A 19,798-nucleotide genomic window follows, 5' to 3' on the forward strand; every position below is an offset into this window, starting at 1 on the left:
GCGTCGCTCGACCTAAGGTGGGCGGCCTGATCGCGCATCGTCGCGATCGCCCGTCACCGCCGAGCCGACCGCAATGGAACGTCCGTGTTGAGGACCGTCTTCGCCACCCGCTACGTCACGCCGCTGCGCGAGGGCGGCTCGCTGCCGGCCGTCGTCGAAGCCGACGACGACGGCCTGTACGTGATGAAGTTCCGCGGCGCCGGTCAGGGCCGCAAGGCCTTGGTCGCCGAGATCGTCGCGGGCGAACTCGCGCGCCGGCTCGAACTGCCGGTGCCGGAAATCGTGTTGATCGAGCTCGATGCCGACATGGCCCGCACCGAGCCCGATCCGGAGATCCAGCACCTGATCCGCGCCAGCGCCGGTCTCAACCTCGCGCTCGACTACCTGCCCGGGTCGGTCAACTACGATCCGCTGGTCGACCGCCCGAGCGACGAGCTGGCCTCGCGCATCGCCTGGTTCGACGCCTTCGTCACCAACGTCGACCGCACCGCGCGCAACACCAACATGCTGCTGTGGCATCGCCGCCTGACCTTGATCGACCACGGCGCCGCGCTGTACTTCCATCACGACTGGGCCAACGCCGGCAATGCCGCGGGCAGCCGCTTCGCGCCGGTCAAGGACCACGTGCTGCTGCCGTTCGCCAGCGCCATCGCGCAGGTCGACGCGGCGATGGCCGCGTCGGTCACCCCCGAACTGGTGCAATCCGTCGTCGAGCTGGTGCCCGACAGCTGGCTGGAGGACGAACCCGGTTTCGCCGATGCCGCCGCGCATCGGCAGGCCTATGCCGATTATCTGAACCGCCGCGTGCAGGCGCCGCGCGCATTCGTGGAGGAGGCGATCCATGCCCGTTCGCTCTCCCTATGACTATGCGGTGATCCGCGTGGTACCGCGGGTCGAACGCGAAGAGTTCGTCAACGTCGGCGTGCTGGTCTCGTGCCCGGGTTCGAGCCTGCTGGTCGCCGGGATCGAGCTCGACGCGGCGCGGTTGCGCGCGCTCGACCCCGGCGTCGACATCGAGGCGGTAGGCCTGCACCTGCAGGCGATCGAACGCATCTGCCGCGGCGGCGGCGATGCCGGCCCGATCGGCCAATTGCCGGCGCGGGCGCGCTTCCATTGGCTCACCGCCAAGCGCAGCTCGATCATCCAGATGTCGCCGGTGCACACCGGCCGCTGCCTGGAACCCGAGCGGATCGTCGAGCACCTGCTCGAACGCATGGTGCGGCCGATCCCGGCGCGCGACTGAGTCCCGCGCCGGCGCGGGCTTGTTGCGCGGCGCCGGTGCCCCTATGTTCGCCTGACCGCGATCGCCCGATCGCGGCAATGCGCGGCAAGCCGCAACGGAGCGAGAGCGAATGGAGCAGGGCCAGGACATCTTCGACGACGCCGGCGACGCCGCCGATCTCAAGCGTGCGGTGGCGCTGTTGGAAACGCCGTCGCTGACCTCGCGCATGACCGCGCTGGCCGGCGCGCCGATCGAATTCGGCCTGTCCAAGCTGCCCGGCTTCGTCAACCGCAAGATCCAGAGCATCGTGCATGGCGCCCTGCACAAGGCGGCCGCCGCGGCGCTGTGGACGGTCAAGGACGAGCCGAGCAAGGCTTCCTCGACCAAGAGCCACAAGCTGGTCGCCGGCGCGGTCGGTGCGGTCGGCGGTTTCTTCGGCGCCGCCGGCTTGGCCGCGGAGCTGCCGGTGTCGACCGTGGTGATGATGCGCGCGGTGGCCGACGTCGCGCGCAGCGAAGGTTTCGCGCTGTCCGACCCCGAAGTGCAGGCCGCCTGCGTGGAAGTGTTCGCGTTCGGCGGCGGCAGCGACGAGGACGATGCCGCCGCATCCGGCTATTACGCCGTGCGCGCCGCGCTGGCCGAAGTCGGCCGGCAGGAACTGGCCGGGCTGGCCAGCCGCCGCGGCGCCCAGCACGCCACCCATGCCTACGCTAAAAAACAGGCCTCGGCCTGGATGAGCAAGCTGGTCGACGTGGTCGCCACCCGTTTCGGCGTGGTGGTCGGCGAAAAGACCGCGGCGCAGCTGGTGCCGGTGATCGGCGCGGCGACCGCGGCGACGATGAACATGCTGTTCACCAATCACTACCAGGACATGGCGCGCGGGCATTTCATCGTCAAGCGCCTGGAACGCAAGTACGGCGACGCCGAAGTCGAGCGGGCCTACGAACGCCAGCGTATCGCCCCGGCGTCGCTGTCGGCGCCGGCGCCGACGCGGGCTTTGCCGGCGCCGCCGGCGGACGATGCTGCGGGCGATTGAATCGGCTGGCGGTATCGTCTCAGCGGAATCGGTCGTTGTATCGCCTCAGCAGCTCGAGGGTAGGAGCGGCGCGAGCCGCGACCGCGTACTTGCCGGCGCGGCAGAGCCGCGAGTGACCAGTAAGTGAGTAACGGGTAACGAGTAACGAACAGCGGGCAGCCATCGGCCGAGCGGCCTCGGGCATTCATCCCGGCCGCAAGCTCAAGGTAGTGCGTGTACCGCGTTCGGCGGCGTCGAAACGCAGGCTCCAGCCCAGGTGTTCGCACAGGCGCGAGATCAGGTCCAGACCGATGCCGCCGCCTTCGCGGCCGCCGCGTGCGACCCGCGCATAGATCGCGCTGATTTCCTCGGGCGTCATGCCGTGTCCCGGATCTTCGATGATCACGGTCGCGTCCGCGGACAGACGGATCGCGATTTCGCCGCGGTCGCTGTTCTCGATGGCGTTGCGCAGCAGGTTGCCGATCGCCGCCTGCACGATCGGCAGCGGCGCGACGATCTCGCAATGCGGCATCGGCGCCAGCGCCAGGCTCAGGTCCTTGTCGCGGGTCAGGTGCCGATGGTCTTCGACGATCTCCGGCAGCAACTGGTCCAGGGCGACGCGGTCGGCGCTCGCGGCCAGGCGCTGCGGGTCCTTGGCCAGGGTCAGCAGCAGGGAAATCAATTGCTCGACGTCGCGGGCGGTGCGGCGGATCCGTTCGAGTTGCAACTGCGCGCCCGGCGGCAGGTCGCGCTGTCCGAGCGCGAGTTCGGTCGATCCGGCGATCACCGCGATGGGCGTGCGCAGTTCGTGGCTGGCGCTGTCGATGAAGGCGCGTTCGCGTTCGACGAAGCGGTCGTTGCGTTCGAGGTAGTCGTTGACCGCATCGGCGATCACCACCAGTTCCGAACTCGCCGCTTCCGGCACGTCGATGCGCTGGCCGGCGCGATCGGGCTGCAGTCCGCCGATGCGGCGGGCCATGTTGCTGAGCGGACGGACCAGGCGGTGCACGCCCCAGGCGATCATCACCGCGAGCAGCAACAAGGTCGTGATCGCCGCGCCGGCGATGGTCAGCGCCATGTCGAATTCGCTGTGCTCCATGTCGGTGATGTCGAGCGACAAGGTCAGACGGCCGCCGTCGACGTCGCGCACCATCACCACGCGTTCGGCGCCGTCGACCAGGACGTCGTCGTGCACGCCGGGGCCGAGCGCCTGCAGGCTGGCCGGGATCGGCTGCGCGCCGCGGCTGTCGTAGAGCTTCAGCGATTCGGTGTCGATCCAGCGGTAATCGGGTTCGACCCGGCGGCGCTCGACGAAATGATCGAGCTCGGAATCCATCAGCGAGGTCCACACCAGGTGCTCGGCGTGTTCGTTGACGATGAAGCCCTGCACCACCACCGCGATCGACAGCAGCGCGGTGTAGCCGAGCACGCCGAGCAGGATGCGGCGCTGCAGGCTCGAGCGGAACCCGCTGCGCCCACCTGCGCTGTCGCTGCCGGACCGCGCGCCGGAATCAGCCGGCGTCGACATCGCTGCCGCGCTCCGCGGCCGGCACGGCGATGCGATAACCGACGCGCGGCAGGGTCTGGATCAACTTGACCGGGTAAGGCCCGTCGACGGCGCGGCGCAATTCGTAGATATGCGAGCGCAGCATGTCGCCGTCCGGCGGGCTGTCGCCCCACAGCGCGTGTTCGAGGCGTTCGCGGGTGACCGCGGCCGGGCTCGACTGCATCAGCACTTCGAGCAATTTGCGGCAGGCCGGATACAGGTGCAGCGCGCGACCGTCGCGGCTGACTTCCAGGGTGGTCAGGTCGAGCTTGAGGTCGGCCAGTTGCAGGACCCGGCTGCGCCCGCGGCCGGCGGCGCGCGCCGCCAGCGCTTCCAGGCGTACTTCGAGTTCGGGCAGGGCGAAGGGTTTGGTCAGGTAGTCGTCGGCACCGGCGCGGAAACCGGCGATCTTGTCGGGCAGCTCGTCGCGTGCGGTCAGCATCAATACCGGCACGTCGGAGCCGGCTTCCTCGCGCAGGCAGCGCAACACCTCGCGCCCGTCCAGGCGCGGCAGCATCCAGTCCAGCACGATCGCATCGTAGTGTTGGGTCACCGCCAGGTGCAGGCCGGTCGGGCCGTCGGGCGCGGCATCCAGGGTGTAGCCGCGCGCCTCGAAATAATCGAAGAGGTTGGCCACCAGGCTGCGATTGTCTTCCACCACCAACAGGCGCATGCGCCGAGTCTCCCGCCGCCGCTCGCGGCTCGTTGCGATAGTGCCCGAATCGAGTCTGCACGGCCCGTGATAGCGACCGGCCGCACTCGCCCGCATCAGCATCGGGCCAAACCGCCAGACTCGCCGAGGTCGCGTCGGAGCGATGTCGGAGCGTCGCCGCAAGGCACCTGGATCCGCGCCGCCAGCTGAACGCCATCGGCGCGCCGTGCGCCATCCGGGGCGCTTTAACGAAGCGCCAACCTGGCTCCGACCGCGCTCCGACAGCGGCGCTTCGATCATCGCCGCGGTCCGGCCGATCCCGCTGCGGGACTGCCTTCGCCGCCATGCGAGCCCGCCGCCGTCGATGAACGACTCTTCGAATTTCCTCGCCCGACCGCGACCGGCCGGGCCTCTGCGCCACGTCGCGTCGCAGCGTTTCCTGCGCGCTCACCTGGTCGCGCCGTCGCTGGTCTGGTTCGCCTTGACGGTGTGGGCGATGGGCGCGGGCGGCGACGTCTGGCTGGCCGACCGCTTCTATGCCTGGCAAGGCGGGCGTTGGGCGCTGCAGAACGCGTATCTGACCGAGCAGCTGATCCATCGTTTCGGCCGCGACGCCAGCACCGCAGCCTGGTGCGGCGTGCTCGCGCTGTGGATCGTCGCGCGCTTGCGCCCGGGCCTGAGCGAGTGGCGGCGGCCGCTGGCGTATCTGTTGCTCTCGACCGTGCTGGCGATCGCGCTGGTTTCGGCGCTGAAGTCGCTCACCGACATGGATTGCCCCTGGGACCTGAGCCGCTACGGCGGTGCGAACGAGTTCTTCGGTCTGTTCGCATCGCGACCGCCGGGCCTGGCGCGCGGGCGCTGCTTTCCGGCCGGCCATGCCAGCGCGGGTTATGCCTGGGTCGCCCTGTACTTCTTTTTCCCGGTCGTACAGCCGCATCTGCGCTGGCTCGGCCTGGCGATCGGGCTCGGCCTCGGCCTGCTGTTCGGTGTCTCGCAACAACTGCGCGGCGCGCATTTCCTTTCGCACGATCTGTGGACCCTCGGCATCGCCTGGTCGGCGACGCTGGCCCTGTATCTGGCGATGGCGCCGCACAAGAACGCGGCGCCCGCCGCCGTCGCCTTGCCGTTGGCATCGAGGCCGGGCCGATGAACGTAATCGCCCGCTCCCGGTTGCGCTGGCCGGCCTGGTTCGCTTATCGACCCGAAGCCAGCGTCGAGACCATCGCCCTGGCCGCGAGCCTGTTCTTCGCGGTGTTCGCCAATGCCGCGTTCTGGCGCGCGGCCTCGGCGGCCGGCGCATTGAGCGCTGGCGATGGCGTGTGGATCGCCGCCTGCATGTTCGTGGCGATCGTCGCGATCACCCTGTTGCTGCTCGGGGTGTTGTTGAACCGTTGGACGGTGAAGCCGTTGCTGACCGTCCTGCTGTTGGTCACCGCCGCCGCCTCGCACTTCATGAGTCAGTACGGCGTGTACCTGGACACCGGCATGGTCCGCAACGTGTTGCAGTCCGACGGCAAGGAATCGAGCGAACTGCTCAGTGCCGGCCTGATCCTGCCGATGCTGCTGTACGGCGTGCTGCCGTGCCTGTTGCTGTGGCGGGTGAAGCTGAAGCCGCGCCCGCTCGGTCGTGCCGTGCTGGTCCGTCTGGGCACGCTGTCGGCCGCGCTTGCGGTCAGCGTGCTGGCGTTGATGCTGTCGTTCCAGGATGTCTCGGCGCTGCTGCGCAATCACAAGGAGATCCGCCATCTGGTGACGCCGGCGAATTATCTGGTCTCGCTGGCGCGGGTCGCGCTCGACGATTCGGCCTCGCGGGTGCGCGGTCGCGAGCCGATCGGCACCGATGCGCGCCTCGCCGCGCGTCCGCCCGGCGCCAAGCCGCGTCTGCTGGTGCTGGTGGTCGGCGAAACCGTGCGCGCGCAGAACTGGGGCCTCAACGGTTACCAGCGTCAGACCACGCCCGAGCTGGCGCGGATCCAGCCGATCAATTTCCCCGACATGACCGCCTGCGGCAGCAGCACCGAGGTCTCGGTGCCGTGCATGTTCTCGCCGTACGGACGCGAAAACTACGACAAGCGCCGCATCGAGGGCTCGGAGTCGTTGCTCAACGTGCTCGAATACGCCGGCATCCAGACCTTGTGGCGCGACAATCAGACCGGCTGCAAGAACGTCTGCAAGGGCCTGGCGTTCGAGTCGTTCGAGCACGACCGCGATCCGGCCTTCTGCGATGCCGAACGCTGTCTCGACGAGGTCATGCTGCGCGGCCTGCGCGAACGCATCGACGTGCGCGGCGGCGACGCGGTGGTGGTTTTGCACCAGCTCGGCAATCACGGCCCGAGCTATTTCCGCCGCTATCCCGAGCGCCTGCGCCGCTACACCCCGACCTGCGACACCAACGAGCTCGGTCGCTGCAGCCGCGAGGAGATCGTCAACGCCTACGACAACGCGGTGCTCGCCACCGACGAGTTCCTCGCCCGCACGATCCGCTACCTGGCCGGCGACGCCAACCGCGACACGGCGTTGATCTATCTGTCCGATCACGGCGAGTCGCTCGGCGAGAACGGCCTGTACCTGCACGGCGTGCCGTACGCGATCGCGCCGCAGACCCAGACCCGGGTGCCGATGGCGATGTGGATGTCGCCGGGGTTCGGCGCCTCGCGCGGCCTCGACCTGCAGTGCCTGCGCAACCAAGCGCGCCGGCCGGCCAGCCAGGACAACCTGTTCCACTCGGTGCTCGGCCTGATGCAGGTCGAGACCGCGGTGTATCGCGAACGCCTGGACTTGTTCGCGCCTTGCGAACGCAATGCAGCCGCGACGGACTGAAACGATGCAGGGTTGAAGCGGCGCCGCAGGCCCGGCTCAGCTGGCGCCCCACCAACGCCGGTGCAGCACGCGCCGGTGGCTGTAGCGCAACAGGCGCCGGACTTCGTTCTCGTCGGCGCGTTGCGGATACGGCCAGGCCGCGCTCTGGGTGCTGTCGGGCTGCCAACCGTCCTGCCGCCACATCGCATCGACGGCGGTGAAATAGCCGTGATTGACCAGCACCTCGAACTCGGGATCGAGGAAGCGGTCGAGGTCGGTGCGGAACCGGCCGATCACCTCGCGCACCAGCCCCGGGCTGTAGCCGTCGGCGCCCTCGTCGCGGGAGCCGTTCAAGCCCCAGTACACGCCGATCAGCGAGCCGCCTTCGGCCTGGCCGAAAAACAATCGTTTGCGCAGGGCCTCGGCCTGATTGCCGACGACCTGGGTGTAGCGCAGCAGCCGCTGCAGCCACCAGCGCCGGCTTTCGAATGCGAACGGCCCGCCGGCGTCGGACACCAGCACTTCGCGGTAACGCCGCATCGCCGGCTCGGTGGCGAGGTTGTCGTAGACGCCGCCGTCGCTGAGTTCGATGCGTGCGCGCAGTTCCTCGCCGTCGTCGCCGCGGTAGTGACCGTCTTGGTAGTCGCCGGGTTCGGTGTCGAAGCGGACCGGGCCGAACACCGGCGGAAACGACGAGGACGCCGCCACCGCGCAGGCCAGCCGGACGCGCCGCGCGCCATCGCGCAGATAGCCGGCCAGATAGTCGCCGACCCGGCGCCGCGAGAATTCCCAGTTCACCCCGAAGGTCAGGTCGGTCGCGCAGAACACGAAGGCCGGCGAGGCCGGCAGGTCGTCGAGGCAGCGCTCACCGAAGATCTCGGCATAGCGGCGTTCGAGCAGGCCGATGCGGTGCGAGGGCCAGAGCCAGTTATGGGCGGCGGTGGCGAGCACCGGCACGGTGCGCAGGTCGCGGGCGACGACGTCGCGGAACGGCTCGACCACGACGATGCGGAAATCGATGCGGTCGCTCCAGGCGGCGAAGGCTTCGCCGTCGAGGCGGGTGTCGAGATAGCGGCAGGCCAGCCAGGCCGAGACGATGCTGCCGCCGGAGACCGAGCTGAACATCGTCACCCCGGCCAGCAAGCCGCTCTCGTGCAAGCGCAACAAGGCGCCGAGATGAAACAGCGCGGCGCGATGACCGCCGCCGGACAGGCACACGGCACGGCCTTCGCGTTCGACTGCGATACGGGTATCGGCGGCGAGCGCGGCACGGCGCGCTTCGCGGCGCACGCGCAGGCGTTCGAGTTCGACATCGGTGCTTTTCATGAAAGACGCCTCGGCGGTTTGAGGCGCGACGAGAACATCGCGCGATCAGCCGCTCATTCTCGCCGATGCGCGTCTTGCAGGTTGGGACGGGTTGTCGGCGCCGTCGGGGCGACGGTGCTTGCCTTCTCCCGTTCACGGGAGAAGGCGGCCCGCAGGCCCGGATGAGGGCGTGGGCCAATGCGGCCGCGCCGCGCCTCAGGCCTCCAAGGCCTCCACCGCGCGCAGCCGCGCCGGTGTTTCCTGCGCCGACGCGGACTGCGCCGCCGGCTCCGATGCTGTCGGCAGCAGCCCCCACTCGGCCAGCGCGCGCACCGCGCTCGCGCCGCCCCGTTCGGCGCGGATGCGTTGGCCGAGCTCGCAGGCCGCCTGCAGCATCGGCGCCTGCAGGCCTGCTCCGATCGCCTGCGCCATCTGCGCGGCGGTCACGCTCACCCGGTCCAGGGCCGGCGGCGCCGCGCCCAGCTCGTGCATGCGCCGCGCCCAGAACGGTTGATCGCCGAAGAACGGCACGAACACCGAGGGGATGCCGGCGCGCGCCGCCGCCGCGGTGGTGCCGGCGCCGCCGTGGTGCATGGCCAGGGCCATGCGCGGGAACAGCCAATCGTGCGGTGCGTTGTCGATCACGTAGGTGCGCTCGTCGCGGCGCCCGGGTTCGCCGCGCAGGCCGCCCCAGCCGGTCGCCAGCACGGCGCGGCGGCCGCTCAGGCGAGCGGCTTCCAGCACGGTCTCGGTGAAGGCCTCGGCGTTGTTCGCCAGCATGCTGCCGAAGCCGATGTAGATCGGTTTCTCGCCTTCGTCGAGGAAGTCCTGCAAGGCCTGCGGCGGCTGCCATTCTTCTGCCTGGTCGAGGAACCAGCCGCCGGTGACGCGCGCCTCCTCGGGCCAGTCGTTGGGGCGCGGCAGGATGTGGCGGCTGTAGCCGTACAGCACGCGTTTGCGCAAGCGATCGCGCTCGAAGTAAGGGCCGTACCAGGGGTAGCGCGGCAGGCCGAGTTGCGGCCGGATCACGTCGTTGACCGCGGGCTTGAGCGTGTACCAGGCCAGCAGCTTCATGAGCTGGTACAGGCCCAGGTTGACCGCACCGGGGAACCGCGCCTTCGACCAGAACGCCAGCGGGGAGAGTTCGCGCGAGGGCGTGAACGGTTGCAACTGCGCCTGCACGAAGGCGATGCCCTCGGCCTCGCCCAGCGCTTTCGCCAATTGGGTGGCGATGCCGTTGCCGATCAGCAACGCGGCGCCTTCGCAGGCCGGGCGGGTCTCGCGCACCCAGGTCGCGGCCATCGAGGCGAATTTCTCGCGCGTGTGCTTGACCAGGAACAAGGGATTGAGCGCCTTGTCGACGGTCTCGGGGTTGTTGGTCAGCAGGTCGCTGAAGTCGGCGCTGAGAGCGAAGAACTCCAGCCCGGCCTCGCGCACCATGCCGGCGAAGTTGTCGCTGGTGACGATGCGCACCCGATGGCCGGCCTGGCGCAGGGCCACGCCGAGGGCGACGCAGGGGCGCGCGTCGCCTTGGGTGCCGACGGTGAAGATGACGATGGCAGCGGACACGGGCGTCTCCTTACGAGTACGCGACCGCGAGCGCGGCCGGCGTCGGTGGGGGCGAAGGCAGCGGCCGCGATTCCAGCCGTTCGCGCAACACGCGGCCGATGTGCGCCGCCGCGCGCGGTTCCAGCATCGACTGGTGGTGGCAGTCGACGTCGTGGATCTCGATGCGGCCGCCGATGAAGGGCTGCCAGGCGGCGGCGTGGTAGTGCAGCAGGCCGTCGAGGTCGACGTGCTCCTTGAGCCCGGCGTTGAAGAACACCACGTCGGTCTCGATCGGCGCCGGCCGGTAGCGTCGCGCCAGCATCAGGTTGTTGCGGGTGACCGCGGTGACGTTCTCGATCAGGCGCGCGTCGGCCTTCATGATTTCCTGCACCAGCGGAATCGAGAACACTTCGTACTCGCGGCACAGCAGGTCGGCCAGGCTGCGCATGTCCTGCGGCGGGTTGTCGCGGATGCGGTGATGGAAGCCGAGGAACTTGAGCACGGCCACGGCTTGCTGCGCTTCGCTCTGCGCATCGTGGGCGTCGGCCACGAACGGATACGAGTCCATCATCGCCAGCAGCTCGACGCGTTCGCCGATCTGCTGCAGCTGCGCGGCGATCGCATGCCCGATCAGGCCGCCGAGCGACCAGCCGAGCAAGCGGTATGGGCCGTGCGGCTGGATCCGCCGCATCTGCGCGATGTAGTCGGCGGCGATCTCCTCGATGCTGCCGGGCAGGGCGCCGCCGCCGCGCAGACCGCGCGACTGCAGGGCATACACCGGCAGGGTCTCGTCGAGGTGGCGCAGCATGCCGGCGTAGGACCAGCTGAAGCCGGTCACCGGATGGATGCAGAACAGCGGCCGTTCGCGGTCCGACAAGCGCAGCGACAGCAGCGCGCCGAGCGGATCGTTCTCGCCGCCGCTGCGTTCCAGGTACGCGGCCAGGCCGGCGATGGTCGAACCCTCGAATAGAGCGCCGAGCGACAGCTCGCTGCCGAAATGCCGCGGGAAGGCGGCGACCAGTTCGGCGGCGGTCAGCGAATCGCCGCCGAGTTCGAAGAAGTTGTCGTGGATGCCGACGCGTTCGAGGCCGAAGATCTGCTGCCACAGCGCGACCAGCTTGCGTTCGATCTCGCTGCGCGGCGCGGCGTAGGCGGCGTGGCGGCTGCGCTCGGGCGGCGCCAGCGCCTTGCGGTCGAGTTTCCCGCTCGGGGTCAGCGGCAACGCGGCGAGTTCGACGTAGGCGCTCGGCACCATGTGGTCGGGCAGCCTGGCGGCGAGGCGGCGGCGCAGGCCGTCGCTGTCGAGGCTCAGGCCGGTCGCCGGCACCAGGTAAGCGGTGAGCAAGGTCGGGCCGTTGCCGTCGCCGTGCAGGGCGACGGCGGCTTCGGTCACGGTTGCATCGGCGCTGAGGTGGGTTTCGATTTCGCCCAGTTCGACCCGGTGGCCGCGGATCTTGACCTGCTGGTCGGCGCGGCCGAGGTATTCGATGACGCCGTCGTCGCGCCAGCGCGCCAGGTCGCCGGTGCGGTACATGCGCGCCTCGGCCCGGCGATCGACGGAGCGGTCGACGGAGCGGTCGACGAACGGATCGGCGATGAAGCGCTCGGCGGTCAGATCGTCGCGGCCCAGATAGCCCTTGGCGACGCAGGCGCCGCCGATGTAGAGCTCGCCGACGCTGCCGGTCGGCACCGGGTTGAGGGTGCTGTCGAGGACGTAGGCGCGGGTGTTCAACAGCGGTTTGCCGATCGGCGGCGGCGCGCCGTCGGCGACGTCGGCCGCGGTGATTTCGATCGCGCTCGCCCACACCGTGGTTTCGGTGGGGCCGTACAGATTGGTCACCCGCGCCGCCGCGGCGACCAGACGCTGGGCGAGTTCGGGCGGCAGCGCTTCCCCGGTCGACAGCGCGTGCACGCGGTCCAGGCGCACCTCGGGATTGGCCAGCAGCATGCGCCACAGCGACGGCGTGGCCTGGACGAAGTTGAGGCCGTGCTCGGCGATCAGCCGGGCCAGGGCGAGCGGGTTGCGCACCACCTCGGCGGTGGTCACGACGATGCGCGCGCCGACGCTGAGCGGCAGGAACAGTTCGAAGCAGGCGATGTCGAAGGCGACCGTGGTCTGGGCGAGGAAACGGTCGGCCGCGGTCGGCGCGAACAGGCGCTGGGTGGCGAGCAGGAAGTTGCCGAGGTTGCGCTGGCTCACTTCCACGCCCTTGGGCCGTCCGGTCGAACCGGAGGTATAGATCAGGTAGGCGGTGGCGTCGAAGCGCGCGCGCGGCAAGGCCGCGTCCACGTCGATCTCGTAGGCCTCGTCCTGCTCGTGGGCGAACAGCAGCGGCAGGGCGCGGCCGGAGAAGGCTTCGGCGAAGTCCGGCGTGGTCAGCAGCAGGCTCGGCGCGGCATCGTCGAGGGTCAGGGCGATACGTTCGGCCGGCGCTTCAGGGTCCAGCGGCAGATAGGCAGCGCCGGCCTTCCACACCGCGAGCAGGGCCGCGATCAACACCTCGTCGCGAGGCAGGCCGATCGCGACGATGTCGCCGGGGCGCACGCCATGTGCGATCAAGCGATGGGCGAGGCGGGTGCTGCTGTCGTCGAGTTCGCGATAGCTCAGCACGGTGTCGCCGGCGATCACCGCCACCGCATCCGGGGTGCGCGCGGCCTGCTGCTCGAACTGGTCGAGCGCGGTGCTGTCCGGCAGCGGCGCGTCGGTGTCGTTCCAGCCCAGCAGCAGACGCTCGCGTTCTTCCTCGCCGAGCACGTCGATGGCGCCCAGGCGCAGCGACGGATCGGCCGACACCGATTCGATCAACCGCATCAGGCGGCGCCGGTGTTCGTCGAGTTCGGCGGCCGGGTACAGGGTCGGGTTGGCGTCGAGGTCGAAGCTCAGACCTTCGCCGTCGTCGCGGTCGTAGACGAACACGGTCAGGTCTTCGGCCGAGCCGTTATGCAGGTTATGGCCGGTCGCGCGATGGCCGCCGAAGCTGCCGTAGTCGAACGGCTCGATGTTGATGCCGAGCCAGGCCAGGTGTTGGTCGGGATTGACCAGGCCGAGGTCGCGGCGCAGGTCTTCGTAGCGATATTGCTGGTGGCGCAGCGCCTGCTTGACCACCCGCGAGACCTGCGCGAACAGCTCCGGCATGGTCGTCTGCGGGCTCATCGCCAGACGGATCGCGACCACGTTGGCGACCATGCCCGGGGTGCTGCGAAGAGCGTGATTGACGCGGCCGGTGACCGGCATGCCGAACACCAGGTCGTGGGCGCCGGTGGCGCGGTGGTAGTACGCCGCGATCAACGCGATCAACACTTGCGGCAGACTCACCCCGCAGTCGCGTGCGATCTCGACCAGGCGCGTGCGCGCCGCGTCGTCGAGCAGGCCGCGCGCACGGCGCAGGCCGCCGTTGTTGCGCACGCGCCGCCGCGCCAAGGTCACCGCTTCGGGCAAGGCCGCCAGTTGCTCGCGCCAGAACGCGCGGTCGCGCTGGAAGCGCTCGGAGCCGCGATAGGCGGCTTCGCTTTCGACCAGCGCCGCCAGCGAACCGTAGCCGCAGGCTTCGGGCTCGCGGCCTTCGACATAGGCGGTGTACAACTCGCTGATGCGGCGCACGGTCATGCCGCCGCTGTAGCCGTCGTAGATGGTGTGATGGGCGCGCTGGTACCAGCAATAGCGGTCGTCGGCGAGCTTGAACAGCGCGCCGACCCAGAGCGGATCGTGGACGAAGTCGACCGGCTTGGCCAGTTCGGCCTGCATCCAGCTTTCCGCCGCCGCGCGCGGGTCGGCTTCCAGGCTCAGGTCGAAATAGGGGAAGTCGCTTTCGTATTCCTCGCGCACGATCTGTCGCGGCAGGCCGCCGTGTTCGACGATGCGCACGCGGGTCGCATCGGCTTCGCGGGTGAATTGGCGCAGTGCGCGCAGGAACAGCTCGGCATCGACCGGGCCGCAAATCTCCACGGCTTCGGCGATGTTCATCGAGGCTTCGGCCGAGGCGATCTTCTGCCCGACCCACAGTCCGCGCTGGGCGGTGGTCAGGGGCAGGGCGGGGGAGTGGGATTCATTCATGGCGCGCATCCTTTGAGGCGGCCGTTGGCCGCACGCCGTCAGCGGCCGACGGGCGCGATGCCCGACGACGCGTTGTTCTCGCGCGCGATCCCGCGGCCGACTCGTCGTTACGAGTGGCCCCCTCTCCATTTCGTTTCGAAATCAAATTACGTCGTCGCCGCGGCGCTTGGCGCCGGGGCAGAGCCCTGTCCGTAACTGCTGGCTGCGCAGATCACGCAGATGGCGGGCTTGAGTTCTTATGTGGTCGGCTGCGACAGCGACTATCCGCATCACGCCTCGTTGCCGCTTGGGAATCAATATCCCTGAGCGCTCCGGCGCTGTCCATCGAGATCGGTGAGAGCCGGATCACAAGTCGAATATTTACGAAGCCGGCGTTGAGAGCCGGATCACAAGTCGACTATGTGAAGCTTTTTCTACAACCGACAAGTTCTACAGCGGACCAGATCCGCACAGGGCGGGATCTACAGAGGGGAAAATGCGGCGAATATTCCCGCAACGGCGCGCGATCGCGTTTGCATCGCGGATTTCCGGTATTCGCGCGGTATCGCAAGCCGGTTCGAAATCACGATCGGCCTGTGATGCGTGCGATGCGCATGCGCGAGCGATTTTCGATTTCGCGAACGGATTTGTCGTTGGCGAATATCGGCCGCGCGCATGCGCGAAGACGAAGTCGATGCACGGCCGGCGAATTGCGACGCGCGGCCGGACCGGACCGGAGCGGGAGGCCGGGGCGAACGCAGGGCGATACCGAAAAACGCCCGGATGGTCCAGGCCGCCATGGCTTGGGCTATGATGAGAGCCATTCTCATTTGAGGTCGGCCGATGCCGTCCATGTCGCCGTCGTTCGCCCCGCCCGAGTCGAGTCGCTCATCGCCGGCCGCCGCGCCGGTGGCCCTGCCGACGCGCGAGGCCTTGCTCGATGTCGCCGCGCGCCTGTTCATCGAACGCGGTACCGAACGCGTCGCCCTGGCCGACATCGCCGCCGGCGCCGGCGTGGAGCTGCGCATGCTGCGCGATCAGTTCGCCAGCCGCGAGCATCTGCTGCTGGCGCTGCAGCAGCGTTTCGTCGAAGGCTTCCGTGTCCGTCTGCTTGAGGCGATGGACCGCTGCCGTCCCAACGATTGGCCGGCGCGTCTGCGCGCCTGGGTGCAGAGCGCGGTCGACGGTTACCTCGATCAAGTCGCGCTGCACGACGTGGTCTTCCACGACCTGCGTACCCACGACCGCCATGCGATGCAGGAGAACCCGGTCGTCGATCAGCTGGTCGAGCTGCTCGAAGGCGGCATCGCCGCGCGGGTCTGGGCCGCGCCGGACCCGCGCCTGACCGCGGTGATCTTCTTCACCGCGATGCACAGCGCGGTCGACCGCGTGATCGCCTGCGGCGAGCCGCAGGACCGCCAGCGCCTGGTGCAGACGCTGATCGGTTACTTCGAACGTTCGGTGCAGTGGTGGGCGCGCTTCTGAGCGCCGCGCTCAGGCGGCGCGGGCCAGCATGAGCTCGGCGATGGCGTCGCGATGGGCGTCGTCGAGGGCGTCGAAGAACTCCGCACCGATCATGCCGCGGGCCTCTTCCAGCGCTTCCAGCGCGGCCTGCACGCGTCCGCTGCGGTACAGCGCCTGACCCAGCAGCAAGGCCGCCAGCGGCGCTTGCTGGTGGCGCGACCAGGCGCGCGCCTCGCGGGCGGCGTCGATGCAGGCCGCGTCCTGGCCGAGCTGATAGTGCGCGTTGGCGATGCCGCTGCGCAGCCAGTAACGGATCTCGTCGTCGTGCATGCCCGCATCGGCGAGGACGATGGCCTGCGCCCAATGCTCGACGGCCTGGCGGTAATCGCCTCCGGCCTGGTGGCCGATGGCCTGGTTGGCGAGATCGAGGACCTGGGACTCGACGTCGTCGAGGGCATTCATTTCCATATGCATTTCGGCTCCTTCCCGGCCACCGTCATTGGCGGCCTGCGCATGGGCTAACGCACTGCGCCGGAAAAAGGGGTCACCGTTCGGCGCCGATCCTTTCGGCGCCGATCATTGCAGATGAAACGAATGCTCGAGATGGTCCGCGTCCGCTGCGGACTCTTCGCGCAGGGCCTGGTTGCGGCCGCGCCATTCGCCGGGCTGGTGCCGGGGAATGCGCATGACGAAGCGCGCGCCGCCGAGCGGCGAGCTCTCGATGTGGATCTCGCCGCCATGCCGATCGACGACCTGGCGCACGATGCTGAGGCCGAGCCCGAAGCCGCCGGTGGCGCGGTCGCGGCTGCGGTCGAGGCGATAGAACGGCTCGAACACGCGCAGGCGGTCTTCCGGCGGGATGCCGACGCCGTCGTCCTCGACCACCAGCTGCCAGCCCTGCTCGACCGCCTCGGCGCCGACCCGGATGGTGCCGTCGGCATAGCGCAGAGCGTTGCGCATGAGGTTGGAGAAGGCGCGGCCGAGGCTGCGCGGCTCGACCACGACTTCGCTCAGCGCCGGCGCGAGCGCCCATTCGATATGGGTGGCGCGCACGCGCAGTTCCTCGGCCGAGACGCCGGTCGAGGCGCGTAGGAACGCGGCCAGGTCGATGCGCTCCAGCGCCGGCATCGGCCCGCTGCGTTCCAGCATGCCCAGGGTCAGCAGTTCGCCGACCAGCAGGTCGAGTTCTTCGACGTCGCAGCGCAGGGCGTGCACACGGGCGCGGGCGACCCGGTCGTCGAGGGTGTCGCCGAGGTTGGCCAGGCCGAACTCCAGCCGGGTGATCGGCGTGCGCAACTCGTGCGAAGCGGCGTTGACCATGTCGCGCTGCGACTGGATCAGACAACCGATCTGGTCGGCCATGTTGTTGAAGTAGACGCACAACTGGCGGATCGAGGAGCCGCCCGGCAGCCGCGCGCGGGCGTTGAGGTCGCCGTCGCCGAAGCGCGCGGCGGCGTCGCGCAGCCGTTCCAGATCGCGCCAGTGCGGCTGCAGCCAGATCATCAGGCCGACCAGCACCATCGCGAACACGGTGGCGTAGGCGATGTAGCGGATCGGGAAATCGCTTTCGTCGTAACTGATCTGGACCACGTCGCCGTGGTCGAGGCGGACGTAGACGTGATGGTGCTCGGTGCTGACGTGGTCGCTGGCGGTGCCGGTGGTGGCCAGTTCGGCCAGCACCCGCGCCGGCAGGCGCAGCGTCATCGCCGGCGACAGTACGCTGTAGCGGTCGGGGTTGCTGCGGTTGAGCGCAGCGATGCGCTCGGGCAACTCGCCGATGCCGACGCCGCGCAGGTGCTCGCGCAGCAGCGCCAGCTCGCCGCTGAACACATGCCGCGCCGATTGCGAGTACTGGTCGGGAAACAGATACGGAAACGCTTGCTGCACCAGCAGCATCGAGCACAACAGCAAGCCGGCCACGGTCAGATACAGCCGCACCAGCATCGCGAACATTCAGTCCTCCCAGGCGATCGGGCTGAACAGGTAACCGCGGCCCCATACGGTCTTGATCTTGCGCGGTTCGTGGGCGTCGTCGCCGAAATGCCGGCGCAGGCGCGAGATGCTGACATCGACGGTGCGGTCGACGCCATCGAAGCCGATCCCGCGCCAGCGCCGCAGCAGCTCGTCGCGATTGAGCACGCGGCCGGCGGCCTGGGCCAGGATCACGAACAGGTTGTAATCGGCGGTCTTGAGGTCGATCTCCTGGCCTTTCCAGCGCACCTGGCGCGCGGTCATGTCGATCTGCAGGCCGCCGTACAACAGCATCGAGGAGCCGTTAGGCTGCGGCCGCGCCTGGCTGCGGCGCAGGATCGCGCGCAATCGCGCCAACAGCAGCCGCGGCTCGACCGGCTTGAGCACGTAGTCGTCGGCGCCGACCTCCAGGCCGGTGACCTGATCGAACAGATCGCCGCGCGCGGTCAGCATCACGATCGGCAGACTGGACTGCTTGCGGATCTGGCGGCAGACGTCGAAGCCGTCCATGCCGGGCAGCATCAGGTCGAGCACGATCACGTCGGGTGGATCGTCCTCGATGGCGGTCAGCGCCTGGTCCCCGCGCAGTACCACCGAGGTTTGAAAGTCGTAGCGTTGCAGGTATTCGGATATCAGCCCGGCCAGACGGGCGTCGTCCTCTATCAGCAGGACTTTATTCATGGCCACCTCATGCGAGCCGGCATGGTAGCGCCGGCGGGTGGTGGTCGTCGGGACCGTACAAATAAACACATCCTGGTATCGAAGCCGGGCACGGGCGCCGCGGCGGCGGACTGGCGCGTGCGTCCGCAACCGGGGCGGGCGATGGACGGTCGTTTCGGAAACGCAGCGGTGAGGGCATCGAAGGCGGCGCAGTGAGTGGACTTGCTGACAGTGATGCCGCGATCGTACGCAGGGTTGCAAGCGCGATGCGCGGACGGCGGCATGAGCGGCGACGCGACGATCGCGTTGTTGCCAGACAGCGTAATGGCGGTTGCTGTACGCAGAGACAAGGCGAAACCGATGGACGGATCGCAACAGCGTACCAGCGGCGCGCAGATCGTCGAGCCGATCGCCGCGGCGATACGCGCGACGGCGGCATAGCGCCGCCGTCGTGGTCGAGACACGAGCCTGGCGATGGCCAGGCACGAACTTCATCGTTGTCGAAACGGCATACGAATGCGGCCGCGATTGATGACAAACGTCATACGGATGCAACGCAGATCGGGCTGCGCTCAGAGCGTCGCCCAAAGCTGGCGCGCTTCGTGCGCGATCACTTCCGGAAACTCTTCCGGATAAAACAGTTTCGCGCCCTCGATGAAACGGATGCCGCGCGAATTCGGCAACAAACGGTCGAGGTAATGCGGGCTGGCCGGCGAGAAGATCGTATCGCCGGTGCCCCACACGATCCGCACCGGCTGCGTGCAGCGCTTCAGCGCCGCTTCGATGCCGGCGAGCGGGTTCGGGTCCAGGCCCATGGCATAGGCGTCGGTGAGCTGCGTGCGTTGCGGTGTGCCGACCAACGGGGTGAAGTAGGTCTCGATCGCTTCGTCGCTCGGATGATCCGGATAGGTGAAGCACTGTACGCCGATGCCCTTTTCCGAACGGGCGAAGGCATGGTCGGCCAATTGCGGCGGAAACGTTTCCAGGGCGAAGCGGCCGCGACGCGCGGCTTCGATCACCGGCACCACTGCGGCCGGCGGGCTGTCGTTCTCGACGTCGCAGTTGGTCAGCAGCATGCTGCGCACACGCTGCGGATACTTGACCAGGAACAATTGCGCGACTGCGCCGCCGCTGTCGTTGGCGATCAGGTCGACGCTGTCGATGCCGAGCCGGTCGAGCAGGGTCGCGAGCATGTCGACCTGCGCATCCGGCGCGACGCTCTGGCCGGCGGCGACCCGCGTATAGCCCAGGCCCATGAAGTCGGCGGCGATGCAGCGGCGGTACGGCGCCAGGTAAGCCATCGCGCCGCGCCACTGGAAGCTGTTGAGCGGGAAGCCGTGCAGGAACAGCGCCGCCGGACCCTGGCCGCGCTCGACGTAGGCGATCTCGCCGAACGAAGTCGCGAGGAAACGGCGCGCAGCGTGGAACGCGGCGGCATTCCAGGGGGCGGTATCGGCCGCGCTCGCGGTCGCGCCGGCCAGGCCGGTCGCGCAGCCGCCGAGCAGTCCGACGGTGGCGGCGCCGACGCCGAGTTGGATGAAGGTTCTGCGGTTCATGCGGTCTCCCAGGCCCGGACGGGCGTT

At 69.0% G+C, this 19,798-nt stretch carries 17 protein-coding genes; 7 read left to right on the forward strand and 10 right to left on the reverse strand.

The window, feature by feature from the left end; all coding sequences use genetic code 11:
* The first annotated feature begins 87 nt into the window (after positions 1–87).
* The 3 genes from ACTOWK_RS06760 (at position 88) to ACTOWK_RS06770 (ending at position 2,258) form a co-directional block, all read left to right on the forward strand.
* Complete coding sequence (locus ACTOWK_RS06760) at positions 88–864, forward strand: HipA family kinase (protein ID WP_441329549.1); 777 nt, start codon at positions 88–90, stop codon at positions 862–864.
* Positions 842–1,243, forward strand: a complete 402-nt coding sequence (locus ACTOWK_RS06765; RefSeq protein ID WP_441329416.1) for a DUF3037 domain-containing protein — start codon at positions 842–844, stop codon at positions 1,241–1,243. Before ACTOWK_RS06760 ends, ACTOWK_RS06765 begins: the two co-directional genes overlap by 23 nt.
* Positions 1,244–1,352: 109 nt before the next feature.
* Positions 1,353–2,258, forward strand: a complete 906-nt coding sequence (locus ACTOWK_RS06770) for an EcsC family protein (protein ID WP_441329417.1) — start codon at positions 1,353–1,355, stop codon at positions 2,256–2,258.
* A gap of 184 nt (positions 2,259–2,442) precedes the next feature.
* Here ACTOWK_RS06770 and ACTOWK_RS06775 read toward each other — a convergent pair whose 3' ends face one another.
* Positions 2,443–3,765, reverse strand: a complete 1,323-nt coding sequence (locus tag ACTOWK_RS06775) for a sensor histidine kinase (protein WP_441329418.1) — start codon at positions 3,763–3,765, stop codon at positions 2,443–2,445.
* A complete protein-coding gene (locus tag ACTOWK_RS06780; RefSeq protein WP_441329419.1) occupies positions 3,749–4,456 on the reverse strand; it encodes a response regulator transcription factor in 708 nt (235 codons plus the stop codon). Before ACTOWK_RS06780 ends, ACTOWK_RS06775 begins: the two co-directional genes overlap by 17 nt.
* A 343-nt stretch (positions 4,457–4,799) precedes the next feature.
* Here ACTOWK_RS06780 and ACTOWK_RS06785 point away from each other — a divergent pair, with 343 nt between their 5' ends.
* On the forward strand, positions 4,800–5,585 hold the full coding sequence (locus ACTOWK_RS06785) for a phosphatase PAP2 family protein (RefSeq protein WP_441329420.1): 786 nt from the start codon (positions 4,800–4,802) through the stop codon (positions 5,583–5,585).
* Positions 5,582–7,255 (forward strand): phosphoethanolamine transferase, encoded by a 1,674-nt coding sequence (locus ACTOWK_RS06790; RefSeq protein WP_441329421.1) that lies wholly within the window; start codon positions 5,582–5,584, stop codon positions 7,253–7,255. The genes ACTOWK_RS06785 and ACTOWK_RS06790 overlap by 4 nt, the downstream gene beginning before the upstream one ends.
* 36 nt (positions 7,256–7,291) lie before the next feature.
* Here ACTOWK_RS06790 and ACTOWK_RS06795 read toward each other — a convergent pair whose 3' ends face one another.
* From ACTOWK_RS06795 to ACTOWK_RS06810, 4 genes are all read right to left on the reverse strand, one after another.
* Positions 7,292–8,560 carry a patatin-like phospholipase family protein gene (locus ACTOWK_RS06795; protein ID WP_441329422.1) on the reverse strand — a complete coding sequence of 423 codons (1,269 nt, stop codon included), beginning with the start codon at positions 8,558–8,560 and terminating at the stop codon, positions 7,292–7,294.
* 195 nt (positions 8,561–8,755) lie between these two features.
* Complete coding sequence (locus ACTOWK_RS06800; protein WP_441329423.1) at positions 8,756–10,108, reverse strand: glycosyltransferase; 1,353 nt, start codon at positions 10,106–10,108, stop codon at positions 8,756–8,758.
* Between the two features lie 10 nt (positions 10,109–10,118).
* A complete protein-coding gene (locus tag ACTOWK_RS06805) occupies positions 10,119–14,141 on the reverse strand; it encodes an amino acid adenylation domain-containing protein (RefSeq protein ID WP_441329424.1) in 4,023 nt (1,340 codons plus the stop codon).
* Positions 14,142–14,602: 461 nt separating this feature from the next.
* Positions 14,603–14,974, reverse strand: a complete 372-nt coding sequence (locus ACTOWK_RS06810; RefSeq protein ID WP_441329425.1) for a hypothetical protein — start codon at positions 14,972–14,974, stop codon at positions 14,603–14,605.
* On the opposite strand from ACTOWK_RS06810, the gene ACTOWK_RS06815 reads away from it, so the two are divergent.
* Positions 14,973–15,605, forward strand: coding sequence for a TetR/AcrR family transcriptional regulator (locus ACTOWK_RS06815; RefSeq protein ID WP_441329426.1), 633 nt, complete (start codon positions 14,973–14,975; stop codon positions 15,603–15,605). The two genes, ACTOWK_RS06810 and ACTOWK_RS06815, sit on opposite strands and share 2 nt — an antisense overlap.
* A gap of 9 nt (positions 15,606–15,614) precedes the next feature.
* Here ACTOWK_RS06815 and ACTOWK_RS06820 read toward each other — a convergent pair whose 3' ends face one another.
* The 3 genes from ACTOWK_RS06820 to ACTOWK_RS06830 form a co-directional block, all read right to left on the reverse strand.
* On the reverse strand, positions 15,615–16,058 hold the full coding sequence (locus ACTOWK_RS06820; RefSeq protein WP_441329427.1) for a hypothetical protein: 444 nt from the start codon (positions 16,056–16,058) through the stop codon (positions 15,615–15,617).
* 102 nt (positions 16,059–16,160) lie between these two features.
* Positions 16,161–17,537: an ATP-binding protein gene (locus ACTOWK_RS06825; protein ID WP_441329428.1), complete on the reverse strand. Its 1,377-nt coding sequence runs from the start codon at positions 17,535–17,537 to the stop codon at positions 16,161–16,163.
* Entirely contained in the window at positions 17,538–18,236 is a 699-nt protein-coding gene (locus ACTOWK_RS06830; RefSeq protein WP_057972445.1) for a response regulator, read from the reverse strand.
* Between the two features lie 261 nt (positions 18,237–18,497).
* Between ACTOWK_RS06830 and ACTOWK_RS06835 the strand changes: the two genes are divergently transcribed.
* Complete coding sequence (locus ACTOWK_RS06835) at positions 18,498–18,656, forward strand: hypothetical protein (RefSeq protein ID WP_441329429.1); 159 nt, start codon at positions 18,498–18,500, stop codon at positions 18,654–18,656.
* 131 nt (positions 18,657–18,787) lie between these two features.
* Here ACTOWK_RS06835 and ACTOWK_RS06840 read toward each other — a convergent pair whose 3' ends face one another.
* A complete protein-coding gene (locus ACTOWK_RS06840; protein ID WP_441329430.1) occupies positions 18,788–19,771 on the reverse strand; it encodes an alpha/beta fold hydrolase in 984 nt (327 codons plus the stop codon).
* Positions 19,772–19,798 lie beyond the last annotated feature (27 nt).

The sequence above is a fragment of the Lysobacter sp. CA196 genome, from assembly GCF_052078695.1.
In the GTDB taxonomy this organism is placed as follows: Bacteria; Pseudomonadota; Gammaproteobacteria; order Xanthomonadales; family Xanthomonadaceae; genus Lysobacter.